Source organism: Micromonospora sp. NPDC049107 (genome assembly GCF_040648595.1).
Taxonomy (GTDB): Bacteria; Actinomycetota; Actinomycetes; order Mycobacteriales; family Micromonosporaceae; genus Micromonospora.
Window position 1 is genome coordinate 25,331 of record NZ_JBEZEC010000011.1, and the last position, 25,158, is coordinate 50,488.

24 protein-coding genes are annotated in these 25,158 nt (G+C 72.8%); 14 read left to right on the forward strand and 10 right to left on the reverse strand.

Translation table 11 applies throughout. From position 1 onward, the window contains the following. Positions 1–5: 5 nt before the first annotated feature. Entirely contained in the window at positions 6–1,511 is a 1,506-nt protein-coding gene (locus AB0B55_RS25370; protein ID WP_357134132.1) for an aminotransferase class V-fold PLP-dependent enzyme, read from the forward strand. Positions 1,512–1,559: 48 nt separating this feature from the next. On the opposite strand, the gene AB0B55_RS25375 is transcribed toward AB0B55_RS25370, so the two are convergent. The 4 genes from AB0B55_RS25375 to AB0B55_RS25390 all read right to left on the reverse strand — a co-directional run bounded on the left by AB0B55_RS25375 (position 1,560) and on the right by AB0B55_RS25390 (position 5,271). Next, a complete protein-coding gene (locus AB0B55_RS25375) occupies positions 1,560–2,768 on the reverse strand; it encodes a hypothetical protein (protein WP_357174308.1) in 1,209 nt (402 codons plus the stop codon). Next, a complete protein-coding gene (locus AB0B55_RS25380) occupies positions 2,761–3,312 on the reverse strand; it encodes a SigE family RNA polymerase sigma factor (protein ID WP_357134164.1) in 552 nt (183 codons plus the stop codon). The genes AB0B55_RS25375 and AB0B55_RS25380 overlap by 8 nt, the downstream gene beginning before the upstream one ends. A gap of 212 nt (positions 3,313–3,524) precedes the next feature. Next, positions 3,525–4,742 carry a hypothetical protein gene (locus AB0B55_RS25385; RefSeq protein ID WP_357174311.1) on the reverse strand — a complete coding sequence of 406 codons (1,218 nt, stop codon included), beginning with the start codon at positions 4,740–4,742 and terminating at the stop codon, positions 3,525–3,527. Next, on the reverse strand, positions 4,735–5,271 hold the full coding sequence (locus AB0B55_RS25390; protein ID WP_357134126.1) for a SigE family RNA polymerase sigma factor: 537 nt from the start codon (positions 5,269–5,271) through the stop codon (positions 4,735–4,737). The genes AB0B55_RS25385 and AB0B55_RS25390 overlap by 8 nt, the downstream gene beginning before the upstream one ends. A gap of 178 nt (positions 5,272–5,449) precedes the next feature. Here AB0B55_RS25390 and AB0B55_RS25395 point away from each other — a divergent pair, with 178 nt between their 5' ends. Further along, entirely contained in the window at positions 5,450–6,016 is a 567-nt protein-coding gene (locus AB0B55_RS25395) for an NADH-quinone oxidoreductase subunit B family protein (protein WP_355053355.1), read from the forward strand. Between the two features lie 56 nt (positions 6,017–6,072). Here the strand turns inward: AB0B55_RS25395 and AB0B55_RS25400 are convergent, their stop codons facing one another. After that, on the reverse strand, positions 6,073–7,005 hold the full coding sequence (locus AB0B55_RS25400; RefSeq protein WP_357174315.1) for a hypothetical protein: 933 nt from the start codon (positions 7,003–7,005) through the stop codon (positions 6,073–6,075). A gap of 188 nt (positions 7,006–7,193) precedes the next feature. Between AB0B55_RS25400 and AB0B55_RS25405 the strand changes: the two genes are divergently transcribed. Beyond that, entirely contained in the window at positions 7,194–8,510 is a 1,317-nt protein-coding gene (locus AB0B55_RS25405) for a DUF2252 domain-containing protein (RefSeq protein ID WP_357134122.1), read from the forward strand. Between the two features lie 5 nt (positions 8,511–8,515). On the opposite strand, the gene AB0B55_RS25410 is transcribed toward AB0B55_RS25405, so the two are convergent. Next, the gene (locus AB0B55_RS25410) at positions 8,516–9,562 is read right to left on the reverse strand and encodes a glucose 1-dehydrogenase (RefSeq protein WP_357174318.1); all 1,047 of its coding nucleotides are present in this window, start codon (positions 9,560–9,562) and stop codon (positions 8,516–8,518) included. A 125-nt stretch (positions 9,563–9,687) separates the two neighbouring features. Here AB0B55_RS25410 and AB0B55_RS25415 point away from each other — a divergent pair, with 125 nt between their 5' ends. Together AB0B55_RS25415 and AB0B55_RS25420 are read left to right on the forward strand one after the other, a co-directional pair. Then, the gene (locus tag AB0B55_RS25415; RefSeq protein ID WP_357134119.1) at positions 9,688–10,482 is read left to right on the forward strand and encodes an NADH-quinone oxidoreductase subunit C; all 795 of its coding nucleotides are present in this window, start codon (positions 9,688–9,690) and stop codon (positions 10,480–10,482) included. After that, a complete protein-coding gene (locus AB0B55_RS25420) occupies positions 10,482–11,444 on the forward strand; it encodes a complex I subunit 1 family protein (RefSeq protein ID WP_355053351.1) in 963 nt (320 codons plus the stop codon). Before AB0B55_RS25415 ends, AB0B55_RS25420 begins: the two co-directional genes overlap by 1 nt. Before the next feature lie 372 nt (positions 11,445–11,816). Here the strand turns inward: AB0B55_RS25420 and AB0B55_RS25425 are convergent, their stop codons facing one another. Further along, positions 11,817–12,872, reverse strand: a complete 1,056-nt coding sequence (locus tag AB0B55_RS25425) for a glutathione S-transferase C-terminal domain-containing protein (RefSeq protein WP_357174321.1) — start codon at positions 12,870–12,872, stop codon at positions 11,817–11,819. A gap of 90 nt (positions 12,873–12,962) precedes the next feature. On the opposite strand from AB0B55_RS25425, the gene AB0B55_RS25430 reads away from it, so the two are divergent. After that, a complete protein-coding gene (locus tag AB0B55_RS25430) occupies positions 12,963–13,394 on the forward strand; it encodes an ester cyclase (protein ID WP_357134114.1) in 432 nt (143 codons plus the stop codon). Here the strand turns inward: AB0B55_RS25430 and AB0B55_RS25435 are convergent. Beyond that, complete coding sequence (locus tag AB0B55_RS25435) at positions 13,375–13,950, reverse strand: Uma2 family endonuclease (protein WP_357174324.1); 576 nt, start codon at positions 13,948–13,950, stop codon at positions 13,375–13,377. The two genes, AB0B55_RS25430 and AB0B55_RS25435, sit on opposite strands and share 20 nt — an antisense overlap. A gap of 95 nt (positions 13,951–14,045) precedes the next feature. Between AB0B55_RS25435 and AB0B55_RS25440 the strand changes: the two genes are divergently transcribed. The 7 genes from AB0B55_RS25440 to htpX all read left to right on the forward strand — a co-directional run bounded on the left by AB0B55_RS25440 (position 14,046) and on the right by htpX (position 21,562). Further along, positions 14,046–14,654, forward strand: a complete 609-nt coding sequence (locus AB0B55_RS25440) for an NADH-quinone oxidoreductase subunit I (protein WP_357134112.1) — start codon at positions 14,046–14,048, stop codon at positions 14,652–14,654. Between the two features lie 25 nt (positions 14,655–14,679). Next, a complete protein-coding gene (locus tag AB0B55_RS25445) occupies positions 14,680–15,231 on the forward strand; it encodes an NADH-quinone oxidoreductase subunit J (RefSeq protein ID WP_357174327.1) in 552 nt (183 codons plus the stop codon). Further along, on the forward strand, positions 15,228–15,572 hold the full coding sequence (nuoK, locus tag AB0B55_RS25450; RefSeq protein ID WP_357134107.1) for an NADH-quinone oxidoreductase subunit NuoK: 345 nt from the start codon (positions 15,228–15,230) through the stop codon (positions 15,570–15,572). Before AB0B55_RS25445 ends, nuoK begins: the two co-directional genes overlap by 4 nt. After that, a complete protein-coding gene (locus tag AB0B55_RS25455; protein WP_357134104.1) occupies positions 15,569–17,503 on the forward strand; it encodes an NADH-quinone oxidoreductase subunit L in 1,935 nt (644 codons plus the stop codon). The genes nuoK and AB0B55_RS25455 overlap by 4 nt, the downstream gene beginning before the upstream one ends. A 55-nt stretch (positions 17,504–17,558) precedes the next feature. Continuing rightward, complete coding sequence (locus AB0B55_RS25460; protein ID WP_357134101.1) at positions 17,559–19,067, forward strand: NADH-quinone oxidoreductase subunit M; 1,509 nt, start codon at positions 17,559–17,561, stop codon at positions 19,065–19,067. Between the two features lie 34 nt (positions 19,068–19,101). Then, the gene (locus AB0B55_RS25465; RefSeq protein ID WP_357174330.1) at positions 19,102–20,583 is read left to right on the forward strand and encodes a proton-conducting transporter membrane subunit; all 1,482 of its coding nucleotides are present in this window, start codon (positions 19,102–19,104) and stop codon (positions 20,581–20,583) included. 103 nt (positions 20,584–20,686) lie between these two features. Beyond that, positions 20,687–21,562: a zinc metalloprotease HtpX gene (htpX, locus tag AB0B55_RS25470; RefSeq protein WP_357134095.1), complete on the forward strand. Its 876-nt coding sequence runs from the start codon at positions 20,687–20,689 to the stop codon at positions 21,560–21,562. Positions 21,563–21,623: 61 nt separating this feature from the next. Here htpX and AB0B55_RS25475 read toward each other — a convergent pair whose 3' ends face one another. Then, on the reverse strand, positions 21,624–22,817 hold the full coding sequence (locus AB0B55_RS25475; protein WP_357174332.1) for an MFS transporter: 1,194 nt from the start codon (positions 22,815–22,817) through the stop codon (positions 21,624–21,626). Next, the gene (locus tag AB0B55_RS25480) at positions 22,817–23,659 is read right to left on the reverse strand and encodes a DUF6065 family protein (protein WP_357174335.1); all 843 of its coding nucleotides are present in this window, start codon (positions 23,657–23,659) and stop codon (positions 22,817–22,819) included. Before AB0B55_RS25480 ends, AB0B55_RS25475 begins: the two co-directional genes overlap by 1 nt. Positions 23,660–23,850: 191 nt before the next feature. Here AB0B55_RS25480 and AB0B55_RS25485 point away from each other — a divergent pair, with 191 nt between their 5' ends. Next, positions 23,851–25,110, forward strand: coding sequence for an MFS transporter (locus tag AB0B55_RS25485; protein ID WP_357134086.1), 1,260 nt, complete (start codon positions 23,851–23,853; stop codon positions 25,108–25,110). The last annotated feature ends 48 nt before the right edge of the window (positions 25,111–25,158 follow it).

Sequence of the window (25,158 nt, forward strand, 5' to 3'; positions counted from 1 at the left end):
ACTCCATGATCGACGAGAACACGCTCGGGGCGGGCGCGTTGTCCCGCGACGGGGTCAGCGCGGAACAGGCGCTGGACGAGGTTCGGCGGCTGCGCGCCGGTGACCGGCCCACCCACGGTGGACGGCTGTTCGCCTACGTCTACGACCCGGCGGTGCCGGGACTCGACGACCTCACCGCCGCCGCGCACTCCGAGAGCGCCCACGTCAACGGTCTCGACCCGACCGCGTTCCCGTCCCTGCTGGCCATGGAGAACGCGCTCGTCGGCGCGGCCGGCCGGGTGCTCGGCGGCGGCCCGGGGACGACCGCGCCGGACGTGGTCGGCAGCGTCACCAGCGGCGGCACCGAGTCGCTGATCCTCGCCGTCAAGGCGGCCCGGGACGCGCACCCGGAGATCGCCGCGCCCCGGATCGTGGTGCCGTCGACCGCGCATGCCGCGTTCGCGAAGGCGGCGCACTATCTGCGGGTGGCGCTGGACGTGGTGCCGGTCTCGCCGGACACGCTGCGTCCCGAACCCGCCGCGATGGCCGCCGCGATCGGGCCGGACACGGTACTTGTCGCCTGCTCCGCGCCCTCGTACGCGCACGGGGTGGTGGACCCGGTCGCCGAGATCGCCGCCGTCGCCGCCGAGGCCGGAGTGCGCTGCCACGTCGACGCCTGCTTCGGTGGCTGGTCCCTGCCGTACCTGCGTCGCCTCGGCGAGCCGGTGCCGGCGTTCGACTTCACGGTTCCCGGCGTCACGTCCATCTCGGTCGACCTGCACAAGTACGCGTACGCGCCGAAGGGCGTGTCGGTGCTGCTGCACCGGGACGCCACCGGACGCGCGCCGCAGTACTTCGCGTACGCCGACTGGCCCGGCTACACGATGATCAACCCGGTGATCGCCTCGACCCGCTCGGGCGGGCCGATCGCCGCCGCGTACGCCACCCTGCGACACCTCGGCGACGCCGGCTACCTGCGGTTGGCCGCCACCACCCGGGACGCGGTCGCTGCCCTGGCCGACGCGGTCCGCGCCGTCGACGGGCTACGGCTGATGGCCGAGCCGGAGTCCACGGTGGTCTGCTTCACCGCCACCGAGGGCGGCCCCGACCTGTTCGTCCTGGTCGACGAGTTGACCGCCCGTGGCTGGCACACCCAGCCCCAGCTGTCGTACGTCGATCTGCCGGCCAGTGTGCACCTCACGGTGACCGCCTCGGTCGCGCCCCGGGTGGCCGAGTTCGGCCCGGATCTGGCCGCCGCGGTGGCGGCGACCCAGGCGAGCGGCCCGGTGCGGCTGCCCGCCGAGGTGGCTTCCCTGGTCGGCGTCCTCACCCCCGAGGCGCTGACGCCGGAGGTGGTGGCCGGCCTGGCGGCCGGGCTGGGCCTGGGCGGCGGCGACAGTTCCGGTCCGCTGCCGGATCGGATGGCGGTCGTGAACACGCTGCTCGACGCCGCCCCGTCGGCGCTGCGCGAGAGGTTGCTGGTCGAGTTCGTGGGCCTCCTGCAACGCCCCGACTGGAGTTCGGGCGAGTGAACCCCGGTGCCCCACCCCGACGGGATGGGGCACCGGACATCCTCCTCGTCAGAACACGCCGGGGAGTTGCACCTTGTTGTCCTTCTCGTTGCGGTCGCGCCACTGCCGGTCCTGCGCGTCGTAGTGGGTCACGAAGAAGAACCGGGTGGTCGCATCGGTGCCCGAGCGGCTCGGCACCCGCTGGACGAACGTGTAGCGTCGCGACTCGCCGGCCGGCACCCCCGGCACCAGACACGTCCGGTGGTCGTCGGCCGCCGCGGCCGCCGGGTCACACCTGGACCAGTCACCTGTCGTCGGCGCACCCACGTCGAGGCCCCTGAACTGGACCTGGGCCGCGTCGACCGATCCCGCGTTGGTGACGGTGAGGACGATGGTCAGCTCGCGACCACCGGTGACGTTTACCAGTGTGTGCGTCATGGACAGGCGCAGGTCGGTGAGCCGGGGATCCTTCCCGAACTTCGTGGGGCCGCCTGTCTGCACGAACCGGCCACCCTTGAACCGGTAGGTACGCGTCTGTTCCTGCTTCCAGTACGTCGGGGTGTCGCAGCACGGCTGCAGGTCGGCCACCCGCACGTCGACCGTGCCGGCCGCGGTGAGGGTCACCCCGAGGATGTCCTCGACACCGTCGGTGGTCCGGACGACCCGGCCGAGCGTCACGATGCGCCCGTCGTCATCCCGGTCGAAGGCGACGACCTGCTTCGCCAACGCCTCCCCGTACCGGCAGGCGACGACGGCAACCGTCTCCTGAGCGCCGTCACCGTCCAGGTCGGCGTGGTCCACGGACAGGTCGGTGAGCAACGGGACGAAGCTCTTGTTCGAGGTGGTCGCCAGCCGCACGTTCGTCGTGATGCAGGTGGACGGCGCGGTCTGCGGCCACGTCGGCAGGTCGACACGGGCGGCGAGCAACTGGGCCCGGCTGATCCGGCCGTCCGGGGCGCCCGGGTCGGCAGTGGGTGTGGAATCTGGTGATTGGCTGACCGACGGTGTGGGTGGTGGCGGGGTCGTCGTCGGCGGGGGTGTCGGGTCGACGGACTCCGCCGGTACCGGTGGCGTTCGGTCGCCCTTCAGCGCGGCGTTGGCGACGACCGGCGCCAACACCAGCACGACCGCAGCCGCCGCGACCGCCACGACCCTCGTCCGCCGGCGACGGCGCAGGGTACGTCGGGCCTGGTCGGGACCGGGGCCGACGGCCCGGGCGGTGACGTCCGCACGGTACGCGGTCAACCGTTCGCGCAGCCGCGGGTCGAGATCAGACATCGGACACCCCCTCGGTGTTCTCGTCCAGCAGTCCGGCCAGGGCGGTCCGGCCCCGGTGCAGCCAGGACTTCACGGTGCCCTCGGCCACTCCTTCCTGCAGGGCGATCTGACTGACCGACAGGTCGGCCAGGTAGTGCAGGATGACGGCCCGTCGATGGTTGGGCGGCAGTTGCGTGAGCGCCGCGTCGATGGCCACCCGATCCGGCGTGGGGCCGTCCACCTCGGCTTCGACGTGTCGCTGCCGCAGGAGGTGGTTGCGTGCCGTGCGGAGCCGACGCCAGCGGCTGCGGGCCAGGTTCCAGGCGACCCGGCGGACCCAGGCCACCGGATCGTCGTAGCGGACCAGGCGGTCCCAGCGTGCCAGCGCCCGGCAGAACGCCTCCTGGGCGAGGTCCTGCGCGTGGCCCAGATCCCCGGTGTACGCACACAGTTGGGCCGTGACGCTCCGGAAGTGCGCGTGGTAGAAGTCGTCGAAGGCGATCGCCGCCGCGTTCGACCCTCCGGACGTCAGCACCGCCGGCGGTTCGTTGGCGCGGGCCCCCATCGTTGCTGTCACTGCCCCTCCCCGTTTGCCCGCTGGGCCGGTGCCCCTGGGCGCCGGTAACACTCCGCCGCGAGGCACCTGGTTGCGGTCCGCCCAGCCGCGAATCCGACAGTCGACGAGCGGGCCGCGGCGGACGGGCAGGCCGACGACGGCCGCGCTCGGGTGAGCGCGGCCGCCTCGTCCAGTCGATCCGTGTCCGTGTCCGGGAAGGGTCAGCGATAGCCGAAGGTCGACTCGTTGTCATCGCTGTTGTTGTCCAGCCACGGGTCCATGTCCGGGTCCCGGGACCAGGTCCAGAGTGTCGCTTTTCCCGGGGCCAGGCTGGTACCGGCGGCGACCCGCAGTTCCAGGGTCCGCCGCATCTCGCCGTGCGCAGGCACGGCGCTTATGTGGCAGGACACCAGCACGGTGCTCCCCGTCCCGATGTCGCAGCCCGACCAGCCGTCCCCGACGGGCCGCAGCGCCTTCGGCAGCTCGATGGTGAAGAGCACCCCGGGCGGCGTCCGATCCGCGTCGTTGCGGATCCGCACGGTGACCGTGCCCGATCGGGAGTCGTCCGCCGCAGGGGTCAACACCAGGTCGGTGGCGGTGATCGACAGGTCGGCCGATCGCGGGTTGGGGCCGAAGGTGCTCGGCCCGGACACCTGGTCGAACGCGTCACCGGTCCAGCGGTAGCCGCGCCACTGCCGTTGGGAGTTCTTCATCGGCCAGCCGCCGCCGGGCGCGACGTCGAGCACCTCGACCCGAACCTCGCCGTCGTCGCGTACGTCCAGGGCGGTCACCCAACCCGGCGTGGGCGAAGCGGTGCCGGCCACGCGGCCGAGGGTGACGACCCGGCCGGACGCGTCCCGATCGAAGGCGACCACCTGGAACGGCCCGCGGGTGCCGAACAGGCAGCGCACGAGGGCGACCGTCTCCGTCGCCCCGTCGCCGTCCAGGTCGCCGTAGTCGAGCGCGACCAGCTCGTTGACGCCTTCGCGGGCCGGTTCGGCACCCAGCCGCACCCGCCCAGTGGGGCATTCCGCCGGGGTGGTCCAGGCGGGCAGCGACACCGTCGCGGCGAGCAACTGGGCCCGGCCGATGCGGCCGTTCGGGGCGGCGACGGTCGGGCTGGCGCCGCCGTTCGACGCCGTGGCAGACGGGCTGGCCGTCGCACTGGCGGTCGCGGTCGCCGACGGGCTGGCGGACGGCGCGGACGTGGGATCCACGGGCCCCGGCTCGCGATCGGGGCCGTTCATCGTCGCGTACCCGACGGCGGCCCCGCCGAACAGCGCGAGCACCGTCGCGGTGGTGGTGGCGAACCGGCGACGGCCGCGGCCTCGCGCCGTCCGCCGCACGGCGGCCGGCCCGGGCACCTCGACCTCCTCCAGCACGGTACGGCGGTAGTGGGCGAACTCTTCGGCGAGGTCGAGGATCTCCTGATCAGACATCTCGCACCTCCTCGGTGGTGTCGCGCAGGTGCGTCGCGAGGGCCGCCCGTCCCCGGTGCAGCCAGGACTTGACGGTTCCCTCGGCGACCCGTTCCTGGGCGGCGATCTCGGCGACCGTCAGGTCGGCGAGGTAGTGCAGTACGACAGCCCGGCGCTGCTTCGGCGGCAACTTGGCCAAGGCGGTGTCGAGGGCGACCCGGTCCGGGCTCGGCTCGGCGACGTGTGTCTCCCGTTGCCGCAGCAGCCAGGCCTGCGCGGTCCGCAGCCGCCGCCAGCGGTTGTGGCCGAGGTTCCAGGCGACCCGGCGTACCCAGGCCAGCGGATCGTCGTACCGGGCGAGCCGACCCCAGTGGGCGTACGCCCGGCAGAACGCCTCCTGAACCAGGTCCTGCGCCTGCCCACGGTCACCCGTGTACGCGGTGAGCTGCACCACCAGCGAGCGGAAGTGAGCGTGGTAGAAGTCGTCGAAGACCAGTTCGGCGGTCGCGGGGAGAGGACTTCCCGGCGGGTCGGGGGGCGGTCCGCCCACCCGTACTTCTCCTGTCACAAGCACTCGTCCTCCCCGTGGTGGCCGCAGGCGGCGTGTTCGCCAGCACCGGTCACACACTCTGCTGCGCCCGCCGGTTGCGGTCGGACCCGGTGGGGTTGCCTGTCCGGTCCGTGACAGCCGGCTGTGATTCACTGTGGGGTGAGGAGAGGGGACGTCCGTGCAGCTACCGGCAGTGCTCGGTGAGCCGATCCGGTTCGTGCTGAACTGGGGGCGCCGCTACTCGCTCTGGGTGTTCAACTTCGGCCTGGCCTGCTGCGCGATCGAGTTCATCGCCACCAGCATGGGCCGGCACGACTTCATCCGGCTCGGCGTGATCCCGTTCGCCCACGGCCCCCGACAGGCCGACCTCATGGTGGTCTCCGGCACGGTGACCGACAAGATGGCCCCGGCCATCAAGCGGCTCTACGACCAGATGCCCGAGCCGAAGTACGTCATCTCGTTCGGCGCGTGCTCGAACTGCGGCGGCCCCTACTGGGACTCGTACTCGGTGACCAAGGGCGTCGACCAGCTCATCCCGGTCGACGTCTACGTGCCCGGCTGCCCGCCCCGCCCGGAGGCGCTGCTGCACGGCATCCTGCGCCTTCAGGAGAAGATCGCCGCCGAGCAGTCCGGGATCGGCGGAGTGCCGCAGCGGGACCTGCTCGCCGCGCCCGCCGAGGCCAGCGCCCCACGCTCGGTCGACTCCCTCACCGCCCCACCCGTACGCCCACCCGACGCGGGCTGACGAACGCCGGGGCCGCCGCCCGGACGAGTCCGAGCGACGGCCCTGCCGTGTGGTGATCAGCTGGTGGCCGCGATGGCCAGCGTGGTCTGGGCGGTGTTGTCGCTGGGGTCGGCGTCCGGGCCCGACGGGAACCAGTTGGTCGTCAACGCCAGGGTGATGACGTCCTGAGCGTCGGCCGGGTCGGTCGGCGGGGTGATCACCAATCCGAAGCTACGCACCTCGCCGGGCATCATCCGTTGCCCCGGTACCCAGGAATGGTCCGTCAGGACCGGCCCTTCCGACGGGATGGTGTATTCGATGCGCGACCCGGCGGGCAGCGGACTGGCCTTGATGTCGAGGCCGACGTGCGGCGCGTCCCCCTTGTACCGCACGGTCACCGGCAGGTAGAGGCGGCCGGTGCCCTCCGGGTCGAGGGTCACCGGGCCCACCGAGTCGATGGCGGCGTCCGGCTGGGCGTCCTGGACGTACGGCCGGGGGCGGATCAGCGACCCGGTCGTGGACCGGAACAGCGCGGTGAGCGACCTCTCCGCGATCAGGCCACCGTTGATCGAGGAGACCGCGATCCGGCCTCCGGTCATGCTCATCGGGTACGCCCGCGGGGTGGTCAGCACGTGGAAGTCCAGCGTGACCGTGCGGCTCTCGCCCGGGGCGAGGTAGGCCCAGTTGTTCGAGAGGGAGCAGTCGAACAGCCGCCGGTTCTCCTCCATCGCGCCGAACCAGTCGCAGCGGCTGTCCGTGTCCTGGAACGCGCCCGGGACCGGCTCGCGCAGCGTCAGGTAGAAGTAGTCGGTCTCGCTGCCGGTGTTGGTGACGGTCACCGGGAGGCTGTCCAGGTAGCCCCGCTCGGTCGGCTCCAGGATCAGTCTGCCCACCGACACGGTGCCGCCGGCGGCGTCCGCCGGTGCCGCGGCGGCCGGTCCGGCCCCACCGATCGTGGCGGTCAGGCCGAGCAGTGCGGCGGTGAGCAGGGTCCCCGTTTTGCGGAACATGTGTGTCCGGTCCTCCGTGGTCGACGCCCGGCGAGGGACCTGCTGCCGCCCATGGCAGCAGCGATCGGCCGACGTGACCGTGGTGTCCGGGCCCCCGCGCGTGACGCAGACAGCATGATCGATGGGTTCCTGTTCCGCCACCCCGTTCTGCCAGCCCGTGGTGGACCCGGCCGGCTAGCCTGCGGACCATGACCAGCTCAGGGGACCGGCGCTCGGACCACATCACCGAGGTGCTCAGCGCGGAGTTCGGCGCGTCGATGGCGATCGATCCGGCGGCCTTCCGGCGCAAGTTCCGCAAGATGGCCGCGTCGCCGTTCGCCTTCTACCGGGGCAGCGCCGCGCTGTTCTACGCCGACCAGCGCGGTGACTTCGCCGACGACCGTTTCCTCGACGAGCGGACCGGCCGGGTGTGGATCCACGGCGACCTGCACGCGGAGAACTTCGGCACGTACATGAACGCGTCCGGGCAACTGGTGTTCAACGTCAACGACTTCGACGAGGCGTACGTCGGCCCGTTCACCTGGGACCTGCGGCGGTTCGTGGCCAGCGTGGCGCTGCTCGGCTACAGCAAGGCCCTCTCCGACACGGTGATCGACGAGCTGGTGACCGGCTTCGCCCGCGCCTACCTGACCGAGTTGCGGGCCATCGCCGCCGGCGGGGACGACGCCATCGGGTCGATCACCCTGGACAACGCCGACGGGGTGCTGCGTCGGGTGCTCCAACAGGCCCGCCTCAACACGAGGGTCGACCTGCTCGCCGCGCAGACCACCGTCGACAACTACGAGCGGCGGTTCTCCGTCACCGACGGCGTCTTCGAGGTCGACGCCACGACCCGGGACCGGGTGCTCGCCGCCTTCGAGGACTACCTGGAGACCCTGCCCGCGGCCACCGCCCGGCTGCGTCCAGGGGCCGCCCGGATCAAGGACGTGGTGCTGCGCAAGGGCGTGGGCATCGGCTCGGCCGGGCTGCCGTCGTACAACCTGCTGCTGGAGGGGCACACGCAGGCGCTGGAGAACGACGTGCTGATCTACATGAAGCAGGCGCAGGTCCCGGCGGTGGCCCGCTACAGCACCGACGAGTCGGTGGCCGGCTACTTCCGGCACCAGGGCCACCGGACCGCCGAGTCGCAGCGAGCGTTGCAGGCGCACGCCGACCCGTGGCTGGGCTACACCGAGCTGGACGGGGCGGGTCAACTGGTCGCCGAGGTCTCCCCGTACGCCGGCGATCTGGACTGGGCCGACGTGAACGAGCCGGACGAGCTGACCGGGGTGCTGGCCGACCTCGGCCGGGCGGTGGCCCGGATGCACTCGGTCGCCGACGACGAGTCCAGCCACGACCTCGTGGACTACTCCACCGAGGAGGCGATCGTCGCTGCCGTGGACGCCGACGAGTCGGGGTTCGTCACCCATCTGGTGGACTTCGCGCACGCGTACGGGGTGCGCGCCCGGCAGGACCACCAACTCTTCGTGGACCTGTTCCGCAACGGCCGGCTACCGGGGATCTGACCGGTTCACGAGGCGAACTCGAGCACGACCTTGATGTCGTCCGGCCCGGCGGTGTACGCGTCGGCGTACCTGTTCACCGGCACCCGCCGGGTGATCAGGGAGGAGAGCCAGACCTGGTCGGCGCGCGAAAGAGCCTGCGCTGCCGAGTTCCAGTGCCGCCGGTTGGCGTTCACCGAGCCGAACACCACGTTGTTCTCCAGCACCAGCGCCCGGTTGAGCGCCCCGGCGTCGAAGTCGATACTCCGGCCGCCGCTGGACACCCCGGCCAGGCAGACGATCCCGTTCGGCGCGGCCTTGCACATGACGTCCAGGACCACCGTGGGCGCGCCGGTGCACTCGATCACCACGTCCGGCTCGAAGGGCAGGTCGTTGACCGGCACCGCGTGGTAGGTGGCGCCCAGCCCGGCGACCAGCTCCGGCTTCGGCCCGTCGGTGGCCCGGTCCAGCACGTGGACGGTGAGCCCGCGCTGGGCGCCGAGCAGCGCCGCCAGCAGCCCGATAGGCCCGGCCCCGGTCACCAGCACGGTCTGCGGCTGCCACTCGGCCCGGTGCCCGATCCGTTCGATGTGGTCCCATGCCTTGGCCACCACGCTGGTCGGCTCCAACAGCACGCCGACCTGGGCCAGCGCGGGGTCGAGCTTGACCGCGAACTCCGGTTCGATCCGCCAACGGTCCCGGGCGAAACCGGGCAGCGCCTTGATGCCGTGCTCGGTGTACTGACCGTTGCGGCACATGTCCCACTCGCCGACCGCGCAGTTGGGGCAGGGCACCGGGTCGGGATGCCGGACGATGCCGGCCACCAGGTCGCCGGCTTGCAGGGTGCCGGTCGGGTCGTCGAGCACCCGGCCCAGCGACTCGTGCCCGATCACGAGCCGATCGGCGCCCGGCGGCGCCTCGCCGTAGTCGCCCGCGATGATCTCGTGGTCGGTGCCGCAGATGCCCACGGCCAGGGCCTCGACCAGGACAGCGCCCTCCTCGGACGCCGGCTCCGGCTGATCCTCGACGAGGCTCAGCGAGTTGGCTTGCCCGGGTTTCACCGTCACAGCGCGCACGCCCTCATCTTTCCCCGTGGGCGGGACAACCGCCGGTAAAGCCACCAGATCACCGGAGGCCGGTCGCCGCCCGGACCTCGCCTCGGCTCGACCGCCCTCCTGAAACAGACCCTAGGATCAGCGGCATGACGTCAGAAGAGGTCGGCGCTCGGCTGGTCGCGTTGCTCGCGCCGGTCGAGGCGACCGCGTCGGTCTCCGGCGGGCAGCGGTTCGCCCGGGCCACCGTCGACGTACCGCCGGCGAGCTGGTCGACCGCCGTCCGCGCCGCCCGCGACGACACCGAGCTGGCCTGCGACTTCTTCGACTGGCTGTCGGCGGTCGACGAGTTGGCCGGGGGCTTCGACGTGGTCGCGCACCTCTGGTCGACGCGACTGCGGCACGGCGTGCTGCTGCGTACACGGGTGCCCCGCGACGCGCCCTCGGTGGCCTCGGTGGTGGACCTCTACCCCGGTGCCGCCTGGCACGAGCGGGAGACCCACGAGATGTTCGGCATCGACTTCGCCGGGCACGGTGAGCTGCGACCGCTGCTGCTGCCCCCGGAGTTCGAGGGCAACCCGCTGCGCAAGGAGTTCGTGCTCGCATCGAGGGTGGCGAAGCCCTGGCCGGGCGCAAAGGAACCGGGTGAGTCGGAGGCCGGCGGTGGCCGCCGGCCGATTCGCCCGCCGGGCGTGCCCGCTCCGGGCGAGTGGGGGACGACGCCCACCCCGGCCGGCGCGGGTGGTGTGGGGGAGGGGCCGCGCGGCGGCACCCCGGCCCGACCGGCCGGTGACCGTCCGGCGCGGCCCGCGCCGGGGGCCCGTCCGGCGCGTACTCCCCGGGTTGCCGACGCCGCCGACGGCCCGGCGGGGTCCGCGCGGCCCGAGCCGGTCGCGGACCCGGCGGCGCGCGACGACGGCGACGACGACGGGGGTACGCGCTGATGCCGCTCTGGGTGGAGCTGGTGCTCCGGATCGGCGGCGTGGTGGTCGCGTTCCTCACCCTGCCGCTGCTGGTCGGTCAGGCCGAGCACAAGGTGATGGCGCACATGCAGGGCCGGCTCGGCCCGATGTACGCGGGCGGCTTCCACGGTTGGGCGCAGCTCGTGGCGGACGGTGTGAAGTTTGTGCAGAAGGAGGACATCACCCCGCGCGAGGCGGACCGGGCGGTGTTCCGGCTGGCCCCCGCTGTGGCGCTGGTGCCCTACCTGCTGGTGCTGCTGGTCATTCCGCTCGGCCCGAACGACCTGGTCGGGCAGCCGTTGGACATCGGCCTGTTCTTCGTGCTGGCCGTCGTCGGCATCGGTGTGGTGGCGGTGCTCATGTCGGCGTGGGCGTCGGCCAACAAGTACAGCCTGCTCGGCGGGCTGCGCGGGGCCGCCCAGCTCCTCGGCTACGAGCTGCCGCTGGTGTTGGCCGCCGCGTCGGTGGCGATGGCGGCGGGCACGCTCAGCCTGTCCGGCATCGTCGAGGCGTGGCAGCCCTGGTGGCTGCTCTGGCAGGCGCCCGCGATGATCATCTTTTTCGTCGCCGGGCTGGCCGAGATCCGCCGCCCGCCGTTCGACATGCCGGTGGCCGACTCGGAGCTGGTGTTCGGCTACATGACCGAGTACACGGGTCTGCGGTTCGCGTTCTTCCTGCTGGCCGAGTACGTCGGCATCGTGGTGATCGCCGCGCTGACCACGGTGCTGTTCCTGGGCGGCTGGCAGGGACCGTTCGCCGACGACCAGCTCGGCTGGCTCTGGACCCTGCTCAAGATCGCCGCCGTGGCCTTCGTGATCATCTGGCTTCGGGTCTCCTACCCCCGCCTGCGCGAGGACCAACTCCAACGCCTCTGCTGGCTGGTCCTGGTCCCCGCCTCCCTGGCCCAACTGGTCCTGACCGCAGCAGTCCGAGTAGCCCTCTAACCCCGCCTCTGCCCCGCCCCGCCCCCGCCTCTGCCTCTGCCCTGGCCTGCCCCCGCCCTGCCCGCCCTCGCCCCGCCTCGCCCCGCCTCGCCCCGCCTTGCCCTCGCCCCGGCCCCGCCCTCGCCCTCGCCCCGCCCTCGCCCGTCGATCATGGAGTTGTGGTGGGTGACAAAGCGCCCGGCAACCCCCAAAACCGGCACCACAACTCCATGATCGATGAGGCCGGGCGATGGTCACCCGCGATCTTGCACTTACTGCGGCGGCATAAGGGGCATCCCACTCACATCGACGACAGAAAGTGCAAGATCGGCGGGGCGCGGGGCGCGGGGCGCGGGGCGCGGGCGCGGGGCGCGGGCGCGGGCGGGCGGGGGGTTAGCGGAGGGGGGTGTGGGTGGGGTCTACTGGTTCGGCCGGGGGTGGGGGTGGGGTGCCGTCGCCGAAGGGGCGGCCGCCCAGGGCGTCCCGGCCGTGCGGGGTGAGCCAGTTCGACAGGTCGGGGCCGAGCGGAACGATCCCCGTCGGGTTGATGTCGCGGTGCACCTGGTAGTAGTGCCGCTTGATGTGGTCGAAGTCGATGGTGTCGCCGAACCCGGGGGTCTGGAACAGATCCCGGGCGTACGCCCACAGCACCGGCATCTCGCTCAGCTTCTGCCGGTTGCACTTGAAGTGTCCGTGGTAGACGGGGTCGAAACGGGCCAGGGTGGTGAACAGCCGCACGTCGGCCTCGGTGATGGTGTCGCCGACCAGGTACCGCTGATTGGTCAGCCGCTCGGTCAACCAGTCCAGCCGGTCGAACAGCCGGTGGTACGCCTTGTCGTACGCCTCCTGGCTGCCGGCGAACCCGCACCGGTACACGCCGTTGTTGACGTCGCGGAACACCACGTCGTTGACCTCGTCGATCTGCTGGCGTAGGTGTTCGGGGTAGAGCTGCGGGGCGCCCTCGCGGTGGTACGGCTTCCACTCGGTGGACAGGTCCAGGCTCATCTGCGCGTAGTCGTTGGTCACCACCTGCCCGGTGGGCACGTCCACCATCGCCGGTACGGTGATGCCCCGTTCGTAGTCGGGGAAGCGCGCGAAGAACGCCTCCTGGAGGCGCTCGATGCCGAGCACCGGGTCGCGCCCACCCGGGTCGAGGTCGAAGGTCCAGCTCCGGGCGTCGTGCGTCGGGCCGGCGATCGCCATCGAGATGGCGTCCTCCAGGCCGAGCAGCCGTCGCACGATGACGAGGCGGTTGGCCCACGGGCAGGCTCGGCTGACCGCCAGCCGGTACCGGCCGGGCTCCACCGGGTAACCGTCCCGCCCGTCCGCGGTGATCCGCGTGGCGATGTACCGCTGATCCCGGGTGAACTCGCCACCCGGCTCGACGTACTTCCCGCCTGTCTGCGCCACGTCGTCCGCCCTCCGGCTCCGGTTGCCCTCACTGCCCATCCTCGCCGAAATCCGGGCCCTCGGCGCGGTACGGGCCAACCTCGGCTGCTCCCGGCGCTGGGCCGCATCTTTTCTGGCTACCCTGCCGTCATGACGGATGTGGAGACGGCGGCCCGGCGGCTCATCGCCGACGTGTGGAACGCGCGTCGGGAGGAGTCGGCGTACGAGCTGATCGCCGGGGAGTGTCCGGGGCTGGGCGGGACGGGGCCGGATGCGACGCTGGCCTGGCACCGCGAGCGCCGGGAGGCCTTCCCGGACCTCCGCTACAAGATCGTCGACGTGGTCGCCGCGGGTGGGCGGGTGGCCGTGCACTGGCGGGCGGCGGGCACCCACGCCGGGCAGTTCGGGCCGGTGCCGCCGACCGGGCAGGTGGTCAGCTACTCGGGGGCGACGTTCCTGCGCTTCGACACCGCTGGCCGGATCATCGACGTGTGGAGCTGCAACGAGCTGCTCCAGCTCCTTCAGCAGCTCGGCGTCGAGATGGTGCCGCCGGCCGGCGGCCTCAGCGGCTCCGCGGCGTGATCCGGCTGATCGGCAGGTTGATCGGGAACGGCTCGCCGGTGTCGACGAACTTCGTCCACCGCCCGGTCTCGGCGTAGACCTCGTTCACCGCGTCGATCCGGTACGTCACGACCTCCAGGTCGCCGTCCAGGGTCTCGATCCGCCAGTAGTAGGGGATGCCGGCCTGGGCGTACAGCGCCGGCTTCAACACCCGGTCGATCGAGCGGGTGCTCGGCGAGACGATCTCGATGGCGACGACCACCTCGTGCGGCTCGTACCTCGACGGCTCGCGAGCTGCCGCGGCAGCCGTGGTGATCAGCACGTCGGGGATGAAGGAGCGGGTGCGGTTGATCCGTACCTCGACCGCCTGGGTCACGTCGTAGCCGTCGGGGCAGTCCTCGTCGAGCGCGGCCATGAGCCGGCCGGCGATGCTCTGGTGGGTGCGGGTGGGGTGAGGGGACATCAGTAGCATTCCATCGAGCAGTTCCCGGCGACGGCCATCCTCGGGCAGCGCGTCCAGATCGTCAGTCGTCCATCCGCTCTCGGGCGGGTAGTCGAACTGCAGCGCGGCGGTCATGGCGGGTCCTTCCAGGTGCGGTCGTCCTCCCCGCGGCCACGGTACCGCCGCGGACCTGTGGGTGGTGGTCGCGCGCGCCGGGGCCACAGGGCAGGATGGTCCACATGACCGATTCCAGCGAGCGCGGCGATCCGGCCGGCGGCGCCAGCGAGCGCGGCCTGCCCGGCGCCGGTCTGGTGAAGGGGCTGGCGGTCACCCTCAAGACGATGACCAGCCGCTCGACCACGCAGCAGTACCCGGACGTCGCTCCCGAGCTGCCGCCGCGCTCGCGTGGCGTGATCGCGCTGTCCGAGGAGAACTGCACGGTCTGCATGCTCTGCGCCCGCGAGTGCCCGGACTGGTGCATCTACATCGACTCGCACAAGGAGGAGGTGGCGGTGCCGGGCGCCGCCCGTCCCCGTCAGCGCAACGTGCTCGACCGGTTCGACATCGACTTCTCGCTCTGCATGTACTGCGGCATCTGCATCGAGGTCTGCCCGTTCGACGCGCTCTACTGGTCGCCGGAGTTCGAGTACGCCGAGTACGACATCAAGGACCTGCTGCACGACAAGGACCACCTGGGCCAGTGGATGGCGACGGTGCCGCCGCCGCCCGCGCACGATCCCAACGGCGAGCCGGCCAAGGAGGAGACCGCCGCCGCGCGCAAGGCCGCGCGGTCGATCGCACCGGCGGTACGCCCCGGCGACGAGGGCCCGACGTCGTGACCGCCCGAGCCGTGGGGACGGCCCGGTGACCGGCGCGGACCTGCTGCTGCTCGCGCTGGGCGCGGTGGCGGTCGGCGCCGGTGTGCTGGTGGTGACCACCAAGCATCTGGTCCGGGCGGGGCTCTACCTGGTGGTCTGCCTGGGCGCGCTGGCCGGTGACTATCTGGTGCTCGGCGCGGAGCTGGTCGCCTGGGTCCAGGTGCTGATCTGCGTGGGCGCGGTGGTGGTGCTGCTGCTGTTCGCGGTGATGTTGACGCGGGCCCCGATCGGGGCGTCCGACGATCTGGACCGGCCCGGCTGGCCCGCCGCGCTGATCGGTGGCGGGGCCGGGCTGGGGCTGAGCGTGCTGTTGGTCGACGCGTACCGGTGGAGCGCCGTCGCGCTGCCCGGCGCGGGTACGGCGGAGCGGCTGGGGGAGCAGATCTTCTCCTCCTGGGTGCTGCCATTCGAGGTGCTCTCCGTCCTGTTGCTGTCCGCCCTGGTCGGCGCGGTCGTGCTGTCCCGGCCCGACATCGGCCGCCGTACCGAGGACAAGCCCGCGCCGGCAGCGGAACTGGCCTCCGGGGGGCGTCGGTGAGGCCGGTCATCCCGTACGTCACCGCCGCGCTGCTGTTCGGCCTCGGCGTGTACGGGGTGCTGCGTCGACGCAACGCCGTGCTGGTGCTCATGTCGGTCGAGTTGATGCTCAACGCGGTGAACCTGATCCTGGTCACCGCGGACGCCACGGTGCGCGCGGTTCTGCCGCACTCCGGGCAGGTGTTCGCGCTGTTCGTCATCGTGCTCGCCGCCGCCGAGATCGGGGTGGGGTTGGCGATCGTGCTCCAGCTCTACCGCCTGCGGTCCACGGTGGCGGTGGACGACGTGGCGTTGACCGAACCGGCCGGGGCCGTCGGGCGGGACGCGGAGGCGACCCGGTGACCGGGCTGCTCGGGGCGGCGCTGCCCGCCGTACCGCTGCTCGCCGGTCTGGCCGGTCTGCTGCTGCCGCCGGCCCCACGGCATCCCGGGGGCGCGGTCGGCGGTGGCCGGGCCCGAACGGCGGCCGTGACGATCGGGGTGGCCGGCGCCGCCGGCGCGCTGGCGCTGGCCGTGGCCCTGTTGGTGACTGTCGACGGTCCGACGGAGACGTCGACGACGTGGGTCGACTTCGGCGGGTTGGCGGTGACCCTGGGGGTACGCCTGGACGGCGCCGCCGCGCTGGTCGCGGTGGCGGTCGCCGCGGTGGCCCTGGCCGTGCAGGTCTACTCGGTCGGCTACCTGCGGCGCGGCCCGCACGACGACGTCGACGTCGACCACCGCTATCCGCCGTACGCCGCCCAGATCAGTCTCTTTACGGGGGCGATGCTGCTGGTGGTGGTCGCCGGCGACCTGATCATGCTGCTGGTGGGGTGGGAGGTGATGGGCCTCTGCTCGTACCTGCTCATCGCCCATGACCGCCGGCTCGCGGGCGCGCCGGCCGCCGCCATGAAGGCGTTCCTGGTGACCCGGGTCGGTGACATCGGCTTCCTGCTCGGCATCGCGTTGCTCGGGGTGTCGACGGGCAGTTTCCGGATCGCCGACGTGCTCGCGCACGATCATTCCGGCGCGACCCTGACCGCCGCCGGTCTGCTGCTGCTCGCCGGTGTGGCCGGTAAGAGCGCGCAGTTCCCGCTGCACACCTGGTTGCCGGACGCCATGGCCGGCCCGACGCCGATCTCCGCGCTGATCCACGCCGCGACGATGGTCGCCGCCGGGGTGTACGCGGTGACCCGGCTCTACCCGCTGTTCACTGCCGCTCCGGTGACGTTGACGGTGCTCGGGGTGCTCGCCGCGATCACCCTGCTGCTCGGGGCGCTCGCCGCCACCGCGCAGGACGACATCAAGCGGGTGCTGGCCTGGTCGACCGTCTCCCAACTGGGTTACATGACCGGCGCGCTGGCCGTCGGCTCGCCGTCGGCGGCGCTGTTCCACCTGCTCACCCACGCCGCGTTCAAGGCGCTGTTGTTCCTCGCCGCCGGTGCGGTGATCCACGCGGTGGGCACCACGCTGATGTCGGAGATGGGTGGGCTGCGCCGGGCCATGCCGGTGATGTTCTGGTGCACGGTGATCGGCCTCGGCGCGCTGGCCGGGGTGCCTCCGCTGGCCGGCTTCTGGAGCAAGGACGGCGTGCTGACGGTCGCCGAGTCGGCCGCGCTGGAGGGTACCGGCCCCGCGCCGTCGTGGGTGGGCTGGCTGGTCTGGCTGGCCGGGCTGCTCGGTGTGGCGATCACCGCCTGGTACGCCGGGCGACTGCTGCTGCGGGCCTTCTTCGGCGAGCCCCGGCTGCCGCTGGTCCACCCGCACGACCCGCCGGCGGTGTTGCGCTGGCCGGTGCTGCTGCTGGCCGTGCCGGCCGCGCTGCTGGGCCTGGCCGGGTTCGTCGGCGCGTTCGCCGACCGGCTGCGGTTCGCCACCGTGCCGGTCGCGGGCGCGGAGGACGGCCTGGTCCACGTGGGTCCGGGGCTGCTGCTGCCGCTGGCGCTGCTGCTGGTGGGCGCGGGGCTGGTGTGGGCGCGCTGGCGTCGGGACGCGGCCGCCGATCCGGCGACCGCGCTGGGTCCGCTGCGGCCGGTCTTCGCCCGCGCGTTCCGGCTCGACGATGTTCAGCACACCCTTGTCGTACGCCCCGTCCGGGCGCTGGCCCGCCTCGCGCGTACCGGCGACGAGGTGGTGGTGGACGGGGTCGTGGAGGGCAGCGGCCGGGCCGCCACGGGCCTGGGGGTCGGGCTGGCCGCGTTGCACCGGGCGGCGCTGCCCCGGGCCGCCGCCGGTGTGCTGGCCGGCGCGCTGCTGATCGGCCTGGCGGCGGCCGTCCTGGAGGCGGTCCGGTGAGCGCGAGGAGTGAGCCGGTTTTGCGAGCCCCGCAGTCGCGAAGAGAGGCGGTCCGATGACGTTCGGACAGGTGCTGCTCGTCGCCGTGCTGGTGGTGCCGGCGCTCGGCGCGGTCGCGGTGGCGGCGACACCCCGGGACCGGGTGGCGCGGATCGTCGGTACGGTCGCGGCGGCGCTGACCCTGCTGGCCGCCGTGGCGTTGGTGTCCGGTGGACGGGGCTGGTTCGCCTGGTCGGCCGGCACACCGGCGGTGCGCCCCTGGCACGACGTGGACCTGCCCTGGGCGTCCGGCCTGGATCTGCGTTTCCACCTCGGCGTCGACGGCATCTCCTGGCCGCTGGTGGTGCTGACGGCGCTGCTCACGCTGCTCTGCTGCGCGTACTCGCTGTGGCGGGTGCCCGAGGGCGGCAGCGGCCGGGCGTTGGTGGCGCTGCTGCTGGTCGTCGAGGTGGGCATCCTCGGCACGTTCCTCGCGCTGGATCTGGTGCTGTTCTTCCTGTTCTTCGAGGTCGTCCTGCTGCCGATGTACGCGATCATCGCCGGCTGGGGCGGCGTCGACCGGCGTCGGGCGGCCCGCAAGTTCGTGCTGTACACCCTCGTCGGCTCGGTGCTGCTGCTGGTCGGCGTGTACGTCGTGGTCGCCGCCGCGGGCACCGCCGACATCGTGGCCCTGACCGGCGGGGCCGGGCTGTCCCGGAGCACCCAGTTGGCCGCGTTCACGCTGTTCGCGCTCGCGTTCGCGGTGAAGAGTCCCCTCTGGCCGCTGCACTCCTGGCTACCCGACGCGCACACGCAGGCCCCGACGGTGGGCAGCGTGGTGCTGGCGGGGGTGCTGCTCAAGATGGGCACGTACGGGCTGATCCGGGTCGCGGTGGGGGTGGCCCCGGAGGGCGCCCGCTGGGCCGCCCCGGTGCTCGGGGTGCTGGCGGTCGCCGCGATCCTGGTCGGCTCGCTGGTCTGCCTGGCCCAGGTCGAGGTGAAGCGGCTCATCGCGTACTCGAGCGTGGGGCACATGGGTTTCGTCCTGCTGGGCGTCGCCACGCTGACCGCCACCGGCGTCCAGGCGGCCCTGATCGGCAACGTGGCCCACGGGGTGATCACCGGCCTGCTGTTCTTCCTGGCCGGGGCCGTGAAGGACCGCACCGGCACGGGTGCGCTCGCCGAGCTGTCCGGGCTGCGGGAGACCGCGCCCCGCCTCGCCGGTCTGCTGGCGTTCGCGGCCGTCGCATCGCTGGGCCTACCCGGGCTGGCCGGCTTCTGGGGGGAGGCGTTCGCGGTGGTCGCGGCGATTCAGGTGGGCGGCCCGCTGTGGCTGACCCTCGGGGTGCTCGCGGCGGTCGGTGGCGCGCTCACGGCCGCGTACTTCCTGCGGTTGCTGCGCCAGGTCACCCACGGCCGGCCAAGCCCTGCGGTGGGCGGCGTCGGCGCGGGTCTGGCCGGCGCGGAGCTGACCGCGTGGGCGCCGCTGGTGCTGCTCGCCCTGGCCATCGGTCTGGTTCCGGCGCTGGTCCTCGGCGTCGCCGAGGCGCCCGTCGACGCCCTCATCGAGGTGATCCACAGGTGAGCACGAGAAGCGCGCCGCGACCGGAGGCGGCCCGATGAGCGTCGTGCAGAGCGTGGACAGCATCGCGTTGCTCCCGGCGTACCTGGCCGCCGGCACCGCCGTACTCGTGTTGGTGGTCGACCTCGTGCTGGCGCGGCCCCGCGCCACGGTCGCGGTGGCCGCGCTCGGGGCGCTCGGCACGGCCGTCTTCTCGGCGCTGGTGGGCGCGGGCGGCGAGCGGCGGACGTTCTGTGTCGGCGCGGACTGCTCGTGGGTCTTCGGTGGCCGGGCGGCCCTGGTCGGCGCGGTGGTGGCGTTGCTCACCCTGGGCGTGCTCGGGCTGTCCGTGCCGGCGCTGCGGGACGGTCGGTCACCGGTGGGGGAGTACGCCTTCCTGCTCGCCTGTTCGATGACCGGCGGCGTGGTGCTCGGCGCGGCCGGCGACCTGATCACCCTGATCGTGGCGTTGGAGACGCTGACCCTGCCGCTGTACGTGCTGGTGGGCCTGCGCCGGGGCAGCCTGGCCAGCGCCGAGGCGGCGGTGACGTTCTTCGTGGTCAGCGTGGTCGCCACCACGCTGACGCTGCTCGGCGCGGCGTTGCTGTACGCGGTGACCGGCGGGCTGCACCTCGATCGGGTGGGCGCGCTGCTGGCCGAGCGGCCGGAGTTGCGCGACCTGCCGCTGACCACCGCCGCCGTGACGCTGCTGCTGCTCGGGCTGGCCTTCAAGGTGGCGGCGGTGCCGTTCCACGCCTGGGCGCCGGCCACCTACGACGGAGCTCCGCTGCCGGTGGCCGCGTACCTGTCGACGGCGTCGAAACTGGGCGGCCTGGTGGCGGTGCTGGCCGTGGTGCAGCGGGCGCTGCCGGCGGACCGGACCGGACCGGTGCTCGCCCTGTTGGCGGTGCTCACGATGACCGTCGGCAATCTGGTGGCGCTGCGTCAGCGGCGTACCGTCCGCCTGCTCGCCTGGTCGTCGGTCGCGCAGGCCGGATACATCCTCGCCCCGCTGGGCGCGCTTGCGCTGGCCGCCGGCCGCACGGGCGAGGCGCGGTCGGCCGCGTACGCCGCCGCCGTGGCGTACGCCGTGTTCTTCGTGGTGCTGGAGTTGGCGGCGTTCGCCGGGGTGACCGCGCTGCGCCCGGCGGGGGCGGACGGCGGCACGCTTGACGACCTGCGCGGGGCCGCGCGCCGGCACCCGTGGCGCGGCGCTGCCCTCGGCCTCGCGCTGGTGGGTCTCGCGGGACTGCCACCGGGCCTGGCCGGGTTGTTCGCGAAGGTGACGGTGGTCCGGTCGCTGCTGGACGGCGGCGCGGCCTGGTTGGCGCTGGTGGTGGCGCTGAACGCGGTACTCGGGCTCGCCTACTACCTGCGGGTGACGGCCGGCCTGTGGACGCCGCGCCCCGCGCCGGGCGGAGACGGCGTGGTGGCCGTACCCCTGGTGGGTGTGGTGGCGGTGGTGCTGGCGGTGGCCACGGTGGCCGCCGTGGTGCTCGGCGTCGCCCCGCAGCTCGTGCTGGATCTCGCCGCCCGCTGAGCGGGTCTCAGTCAACTCTCAGCGTTCCGACGGATGGTTGACGGGTATCGGGTTGTTGTACCGGTCAGCGGGTCGAGGCGATCCGCGCACCGAAGGAGAGATCGTGCACCACAACCGTCTGAAGACCGCCGCGCTGCTCGGCCTGCTCACCGCGCTGATCCTCGCGGTGGGCTACGGGTTCGGTGGCAGTGGCGGCCTGGTCATCGCCGTCCTCATCTCACTGGTCATGAACGGCATTTCCTACTTCTACTCCGACAAGATCGCGCTGCGTTCGATGCGGGCGCAACCGGTCAGCGAGGCACAGTTCCCCGAGCTGTACCGAATGGTGCGCGAACTGGCGACCGAGGCCCAACAGCCGATGCCGCGCCTGTACGTCAGCCCGACCGCCCAGCCGAACGCGTTCGCGACCGGGCGTAACCCGCAGCACGCGGCGGTCTGCGTGACCCAGGGCATCACCGAGATCCTGGACTACCGGGAGCTGCGCGGTGTGATCGGGCACGAGCTGTCGCACGTCTACAACCGGGACATCCTGATCTCCAGCGTCGCGGCCGGCCTGGCCGGCATCATCACGTTCCTGGCGAACATCGCCTGGTTCATCCCGCTGGGTGGCGGGGACGACGAGGACTCGCCGAACCCGGCCGTCCTGCTGCTGACCCTGATCCTCGGGCCGATCGCGGCCACCGTGATCCAGTTGGCGATCAGCCGCAGCCGCGAGTTCCAGGCGGACCAGTCCGGCGCCGAGCTGAGCCGCGACCCGCTGGCCCTGGCCAGCGCCCTGCGCAAGATCGATGCCGTGGCCCGGCGACGTCCGCTGCCGGCTCAGGGCACGCTCACCAGCAGCGCCCACCTGATGATCGCCAACCCGTTCGCCGGTGGCGCGGTGGCTGCCCTCTTCTCCACCCACCCGAAGATGGAGGACCGGGTCGCCCGCCTGGAGCGGATGGCCGCCAACTCGGGGCCGGTGCAGTTCCAGCGCTGACCCGCCGAACCCCGTACTCCGCCCGCGTCCGCTCACGGACGCGGGCGGAGTCGTTTCCAGGTCACTCCGGCGCGGGCGGCCGATCCAGACGGGTCAGCAGCACGACGGCGAGCAGGACGACGCCCGCCGTCAGGTACGACGCGCCGGGCGAGAGCACGGCGGCCACGCCACCCAGCAGGAAGATGCCGATCCCCGAGGTGACGATGTTCGCCGCGACGATCGTCGCCTCGACCTGCCCCATCCGTTCCGGTGGGGCCAACCGGGCGAACGTGGCCTGCGCCCCGATCAACCAACCGCCGCCCGCGCCGATCAACGCGTTGCCGACCGTCAGCGCCCCCAGCGGCGCGTCGACGGCGACCAGGACACCGGTCAGCAACAGCGCGCCGGCCAGCGCCGCGGCGACGGCCACCTGTCCGGCCAACCGGCCCAACCACCGCGACCGGCCCACCACCAGCACGAAGACGGCACCTCCCAACGCCGACGCCGCCAGCACGGCGGGACGCCAGGCCCCGCCGGCCAGATCCGGGGCGAGGGTCTCCGGGAGCGCGCCGGACAGCACCGTGGCCAGGGTGAGCAGGGCGACGCCCCGCAGCACCGGATGGCGGGCGATGATGCGCACGCCTGCGGTCGCCGGTGGACGCGGCCCGCGTACCTGGTGGGGGCGCTTCGGCAGTCCGGCCAGGACGACCGCGGCGATCAGGAACGACCCGAGGTCGATCAGGAGCGCCACCCGGGAGCCGAGGGCCACCGTCAGACTGGCCCCCGCGAGCAGGCCGACCACCTGGCCCGCCTGGTTGGCGAAGGCGCTGAGGCCGAACAGCGGCAGCCGCAGCGGAGCGTCCACCGCCTCGGCGGCGACGGCCACGTTGACGCTCGCGTAGGCGGCCCGTACCGCGCCCAGCAGGCCCGCCGCCACGATCGCCGGCAGCGGCTCGGGGACCGCCGCGGGGACGGCGATCAGCGCGGCGCCGGCCACCGACAGCCAGACCAGCAGGGTGCGGCGGGCCGGCACGTCCAGCCAGCCGCTGAACACCGTGGCGACCAGCAGGGCCGGCAGGGTACGCGCGGCGTAGACCGCGGCCGGGCCGAGGACGGAGTTCGTCTGGTCGTACGCGAGCAGCAGCAGAGCGGCCAGGCCCACGAAGTCACCCAGCTCCGAGATGCCCCGGGCGATGACCAGACGGGAAGCGACCGGATGCCGGAACAGCGCTCGGTAACCGGGCGACGGCGTGAGCTGTGCGTCGGTGTCGGGCATCAGGTCGGCTGGTCCGCTTCCGCTACCCCGATCGGCTGGTAGGCGGCGTTCTCCCGGACCCGGCGGGCCTGTTCCCGGCGGTAGCTGCTGCGGATCTCCGGATCCTGGCGGCGGCGGCGCAGCGCCACGAAGTCCGACCAGACGTCCTCCGGCCATGCCGGCAGCCCTTCCCCGGTGACCAGTTCGGCCTGCCGGAAGGCCTCCAGTGTCGACCGGTGCACCGGTTGCAGGCACATGAGAGGGATGTTCCGGTAGAAGCGCACCACCTGCCCCACCTCGGTGAGCCGCAGGATGGTGGGCAGCAACGAGGTGTACCAGTCGGTCTCGACCACGCCCTCGTAGAGCTGCACGCCGCGCTGAGCGGGCCAGTTCGGCACGCCCCGGGCCATCAGGCACCAGCCGGGGGACGTACGCGCCACCACGCCGGCGACCAGCTCGATCGTGTTGGCGGCGCGCGGGTCGGCGTCGAGGAACGGGATGCTCGCGCCGTACCTGTCGAAGATGTCCAGGTCACCGTGGAACTGCTCGGGCGCCGCCTGCAACTGGCCGGCCGCGTCCGGCAGCTTTCCGTCGTAACCACCGGCGAGCGAACGCCACTGGGCCGGCTCGTTCTCCGCCAGCAGCGTCCACTCGGTGTCCTGCCCGTCCCAGCGCAGCGCGAAGTCGGTTGGCGGGTAGACGTACCAGCCGAACCCCGAGGCGATGGCGACCGGCGGGCACTGTTGGACAGCCCGGGCGGGCAGGGAGCCGCGCAGGCTGGGCGAGGCGGCCTCACTGGGCTTCGCGTCGCCGTACAGCGAATAGATCTCGACTCGCAGAGGTGCGGTGGTAGTCCCGGACATCGGACCTCCTGCCTCATCGTGCGGTGCCGGCGTATGGACCCAATTCGATCAGCAACCTACCCCCTTTGTGACCGCTCGGTCAGTCCCGGCCTCCGCGCTGCTGTGAGCGGATCGACCATCCATGGCCTGACCTCGGACGTTAGGGTCGACAGGGCTTCTACCCGTTACCTGTCCCAGCGGAGGTACACCTCGTGGCCGCACTGCGCCAGTACCTGGGTGTCTGGCGGATTCCCGGTGCGCCGATCCTGCTGGTCACCGGCATCATCGGCCGGCTCGGCATCGGCATGACGCCGCTGGCGCTGCTGCTCGTGGTCGAGCAGGTGACCGGGCGCTACTCCCTGGCCGCCATCGCGGGCGGCATCTACGCCGTCGCCGGCGCCGCGCTCAGCCCGGTGGCCGGACGCATCGCCGACCGGGTCGGTCCGAGCCCGGTGCTGCTGGTCACCGCCGTGGCCCACCCGTTGGCGCTCACCGGGCTGCTGCTGGCCAGCCGCTCCGGCGACGACGCCCTCGCCGCCATCTACCTGACGGCCGGCGTCGCCGGCGCGACGTACCCGCCGCTGACCGCCGCCATCCGCGGCGCCTGGAACGAACTGACCAGCCCCGCCTCCGGCCGGTACGCCCTGCGCAACACCGCCCTCGCGGCGGAGACCTCGCTGTTCGAGATCGTGTTCGTGCTGGGCCCGCTGCTCGTGGCAGGGTTCGTGCTGGTCGCCGACGCGGCGGCCGCGCTGATCGGGGCGGCGGTCGTCACCCTGGTCGGCACCACCGCCGTCGCCCTCGGCCGGGTGATGCGCGACTGGCGGCCCCACCCGCGCGAACACCACGCCCGGGGACTCGGTCCGCTACGGGTCGCCGGCTTCCCGGCACTGCTGCTCTGCGTCGCCGGGCTGGGCATCGCGTTCGGCGCCGCCGGTGTCATCGTCCCCGCGTACGCCGGCAACGCCACCACCGACGACCCGGAGAGCCTCGCCGGGCTGCTGCTGGCGGTCTGGGGGGTCGGCAGCGCCATCGGCGGCTTCTGGTTCGGCGTCCGCCGCCCCCCGCCGAACATGACCCGCCAGTTCGCCCTGCTGCTCGCCGCGCTGGCCGGCACGTTCGTGGTGTTCGCGCTCATGCCCACGCCGCTGGCGTTGGGCGTCGCGCTGGTCGTCGGTGGGGCCGTCATCGCTCCGGCGCTGACCCTGGAGAACACCCTGGTCGGCCGGATCGCCCCGGCGGGCATGCTGAACGAGGCGTACACCTGGGTGGTCACGGTGGCCGTGGCGGCGAGCGCCGCCGGCGGCGCGGTGGCCGGCCTGATCGTGGACCACGCTGGCGGCGTGCCGTGGGCCTTCGTCTTCGCGGGCGCGGCGGTGGCCGTCGCGGCCGCGGTCGCCGCGCTGCCCGCCGGGCCCATCGCCCGAGCGGAAAACCAGGCGGTACGCGCCGACGCGCCCGTCCCGATCTGACCTTCTCCGACGGTTTCCGGCGATGTCGGTGGGGTGCGCCAGACTGAG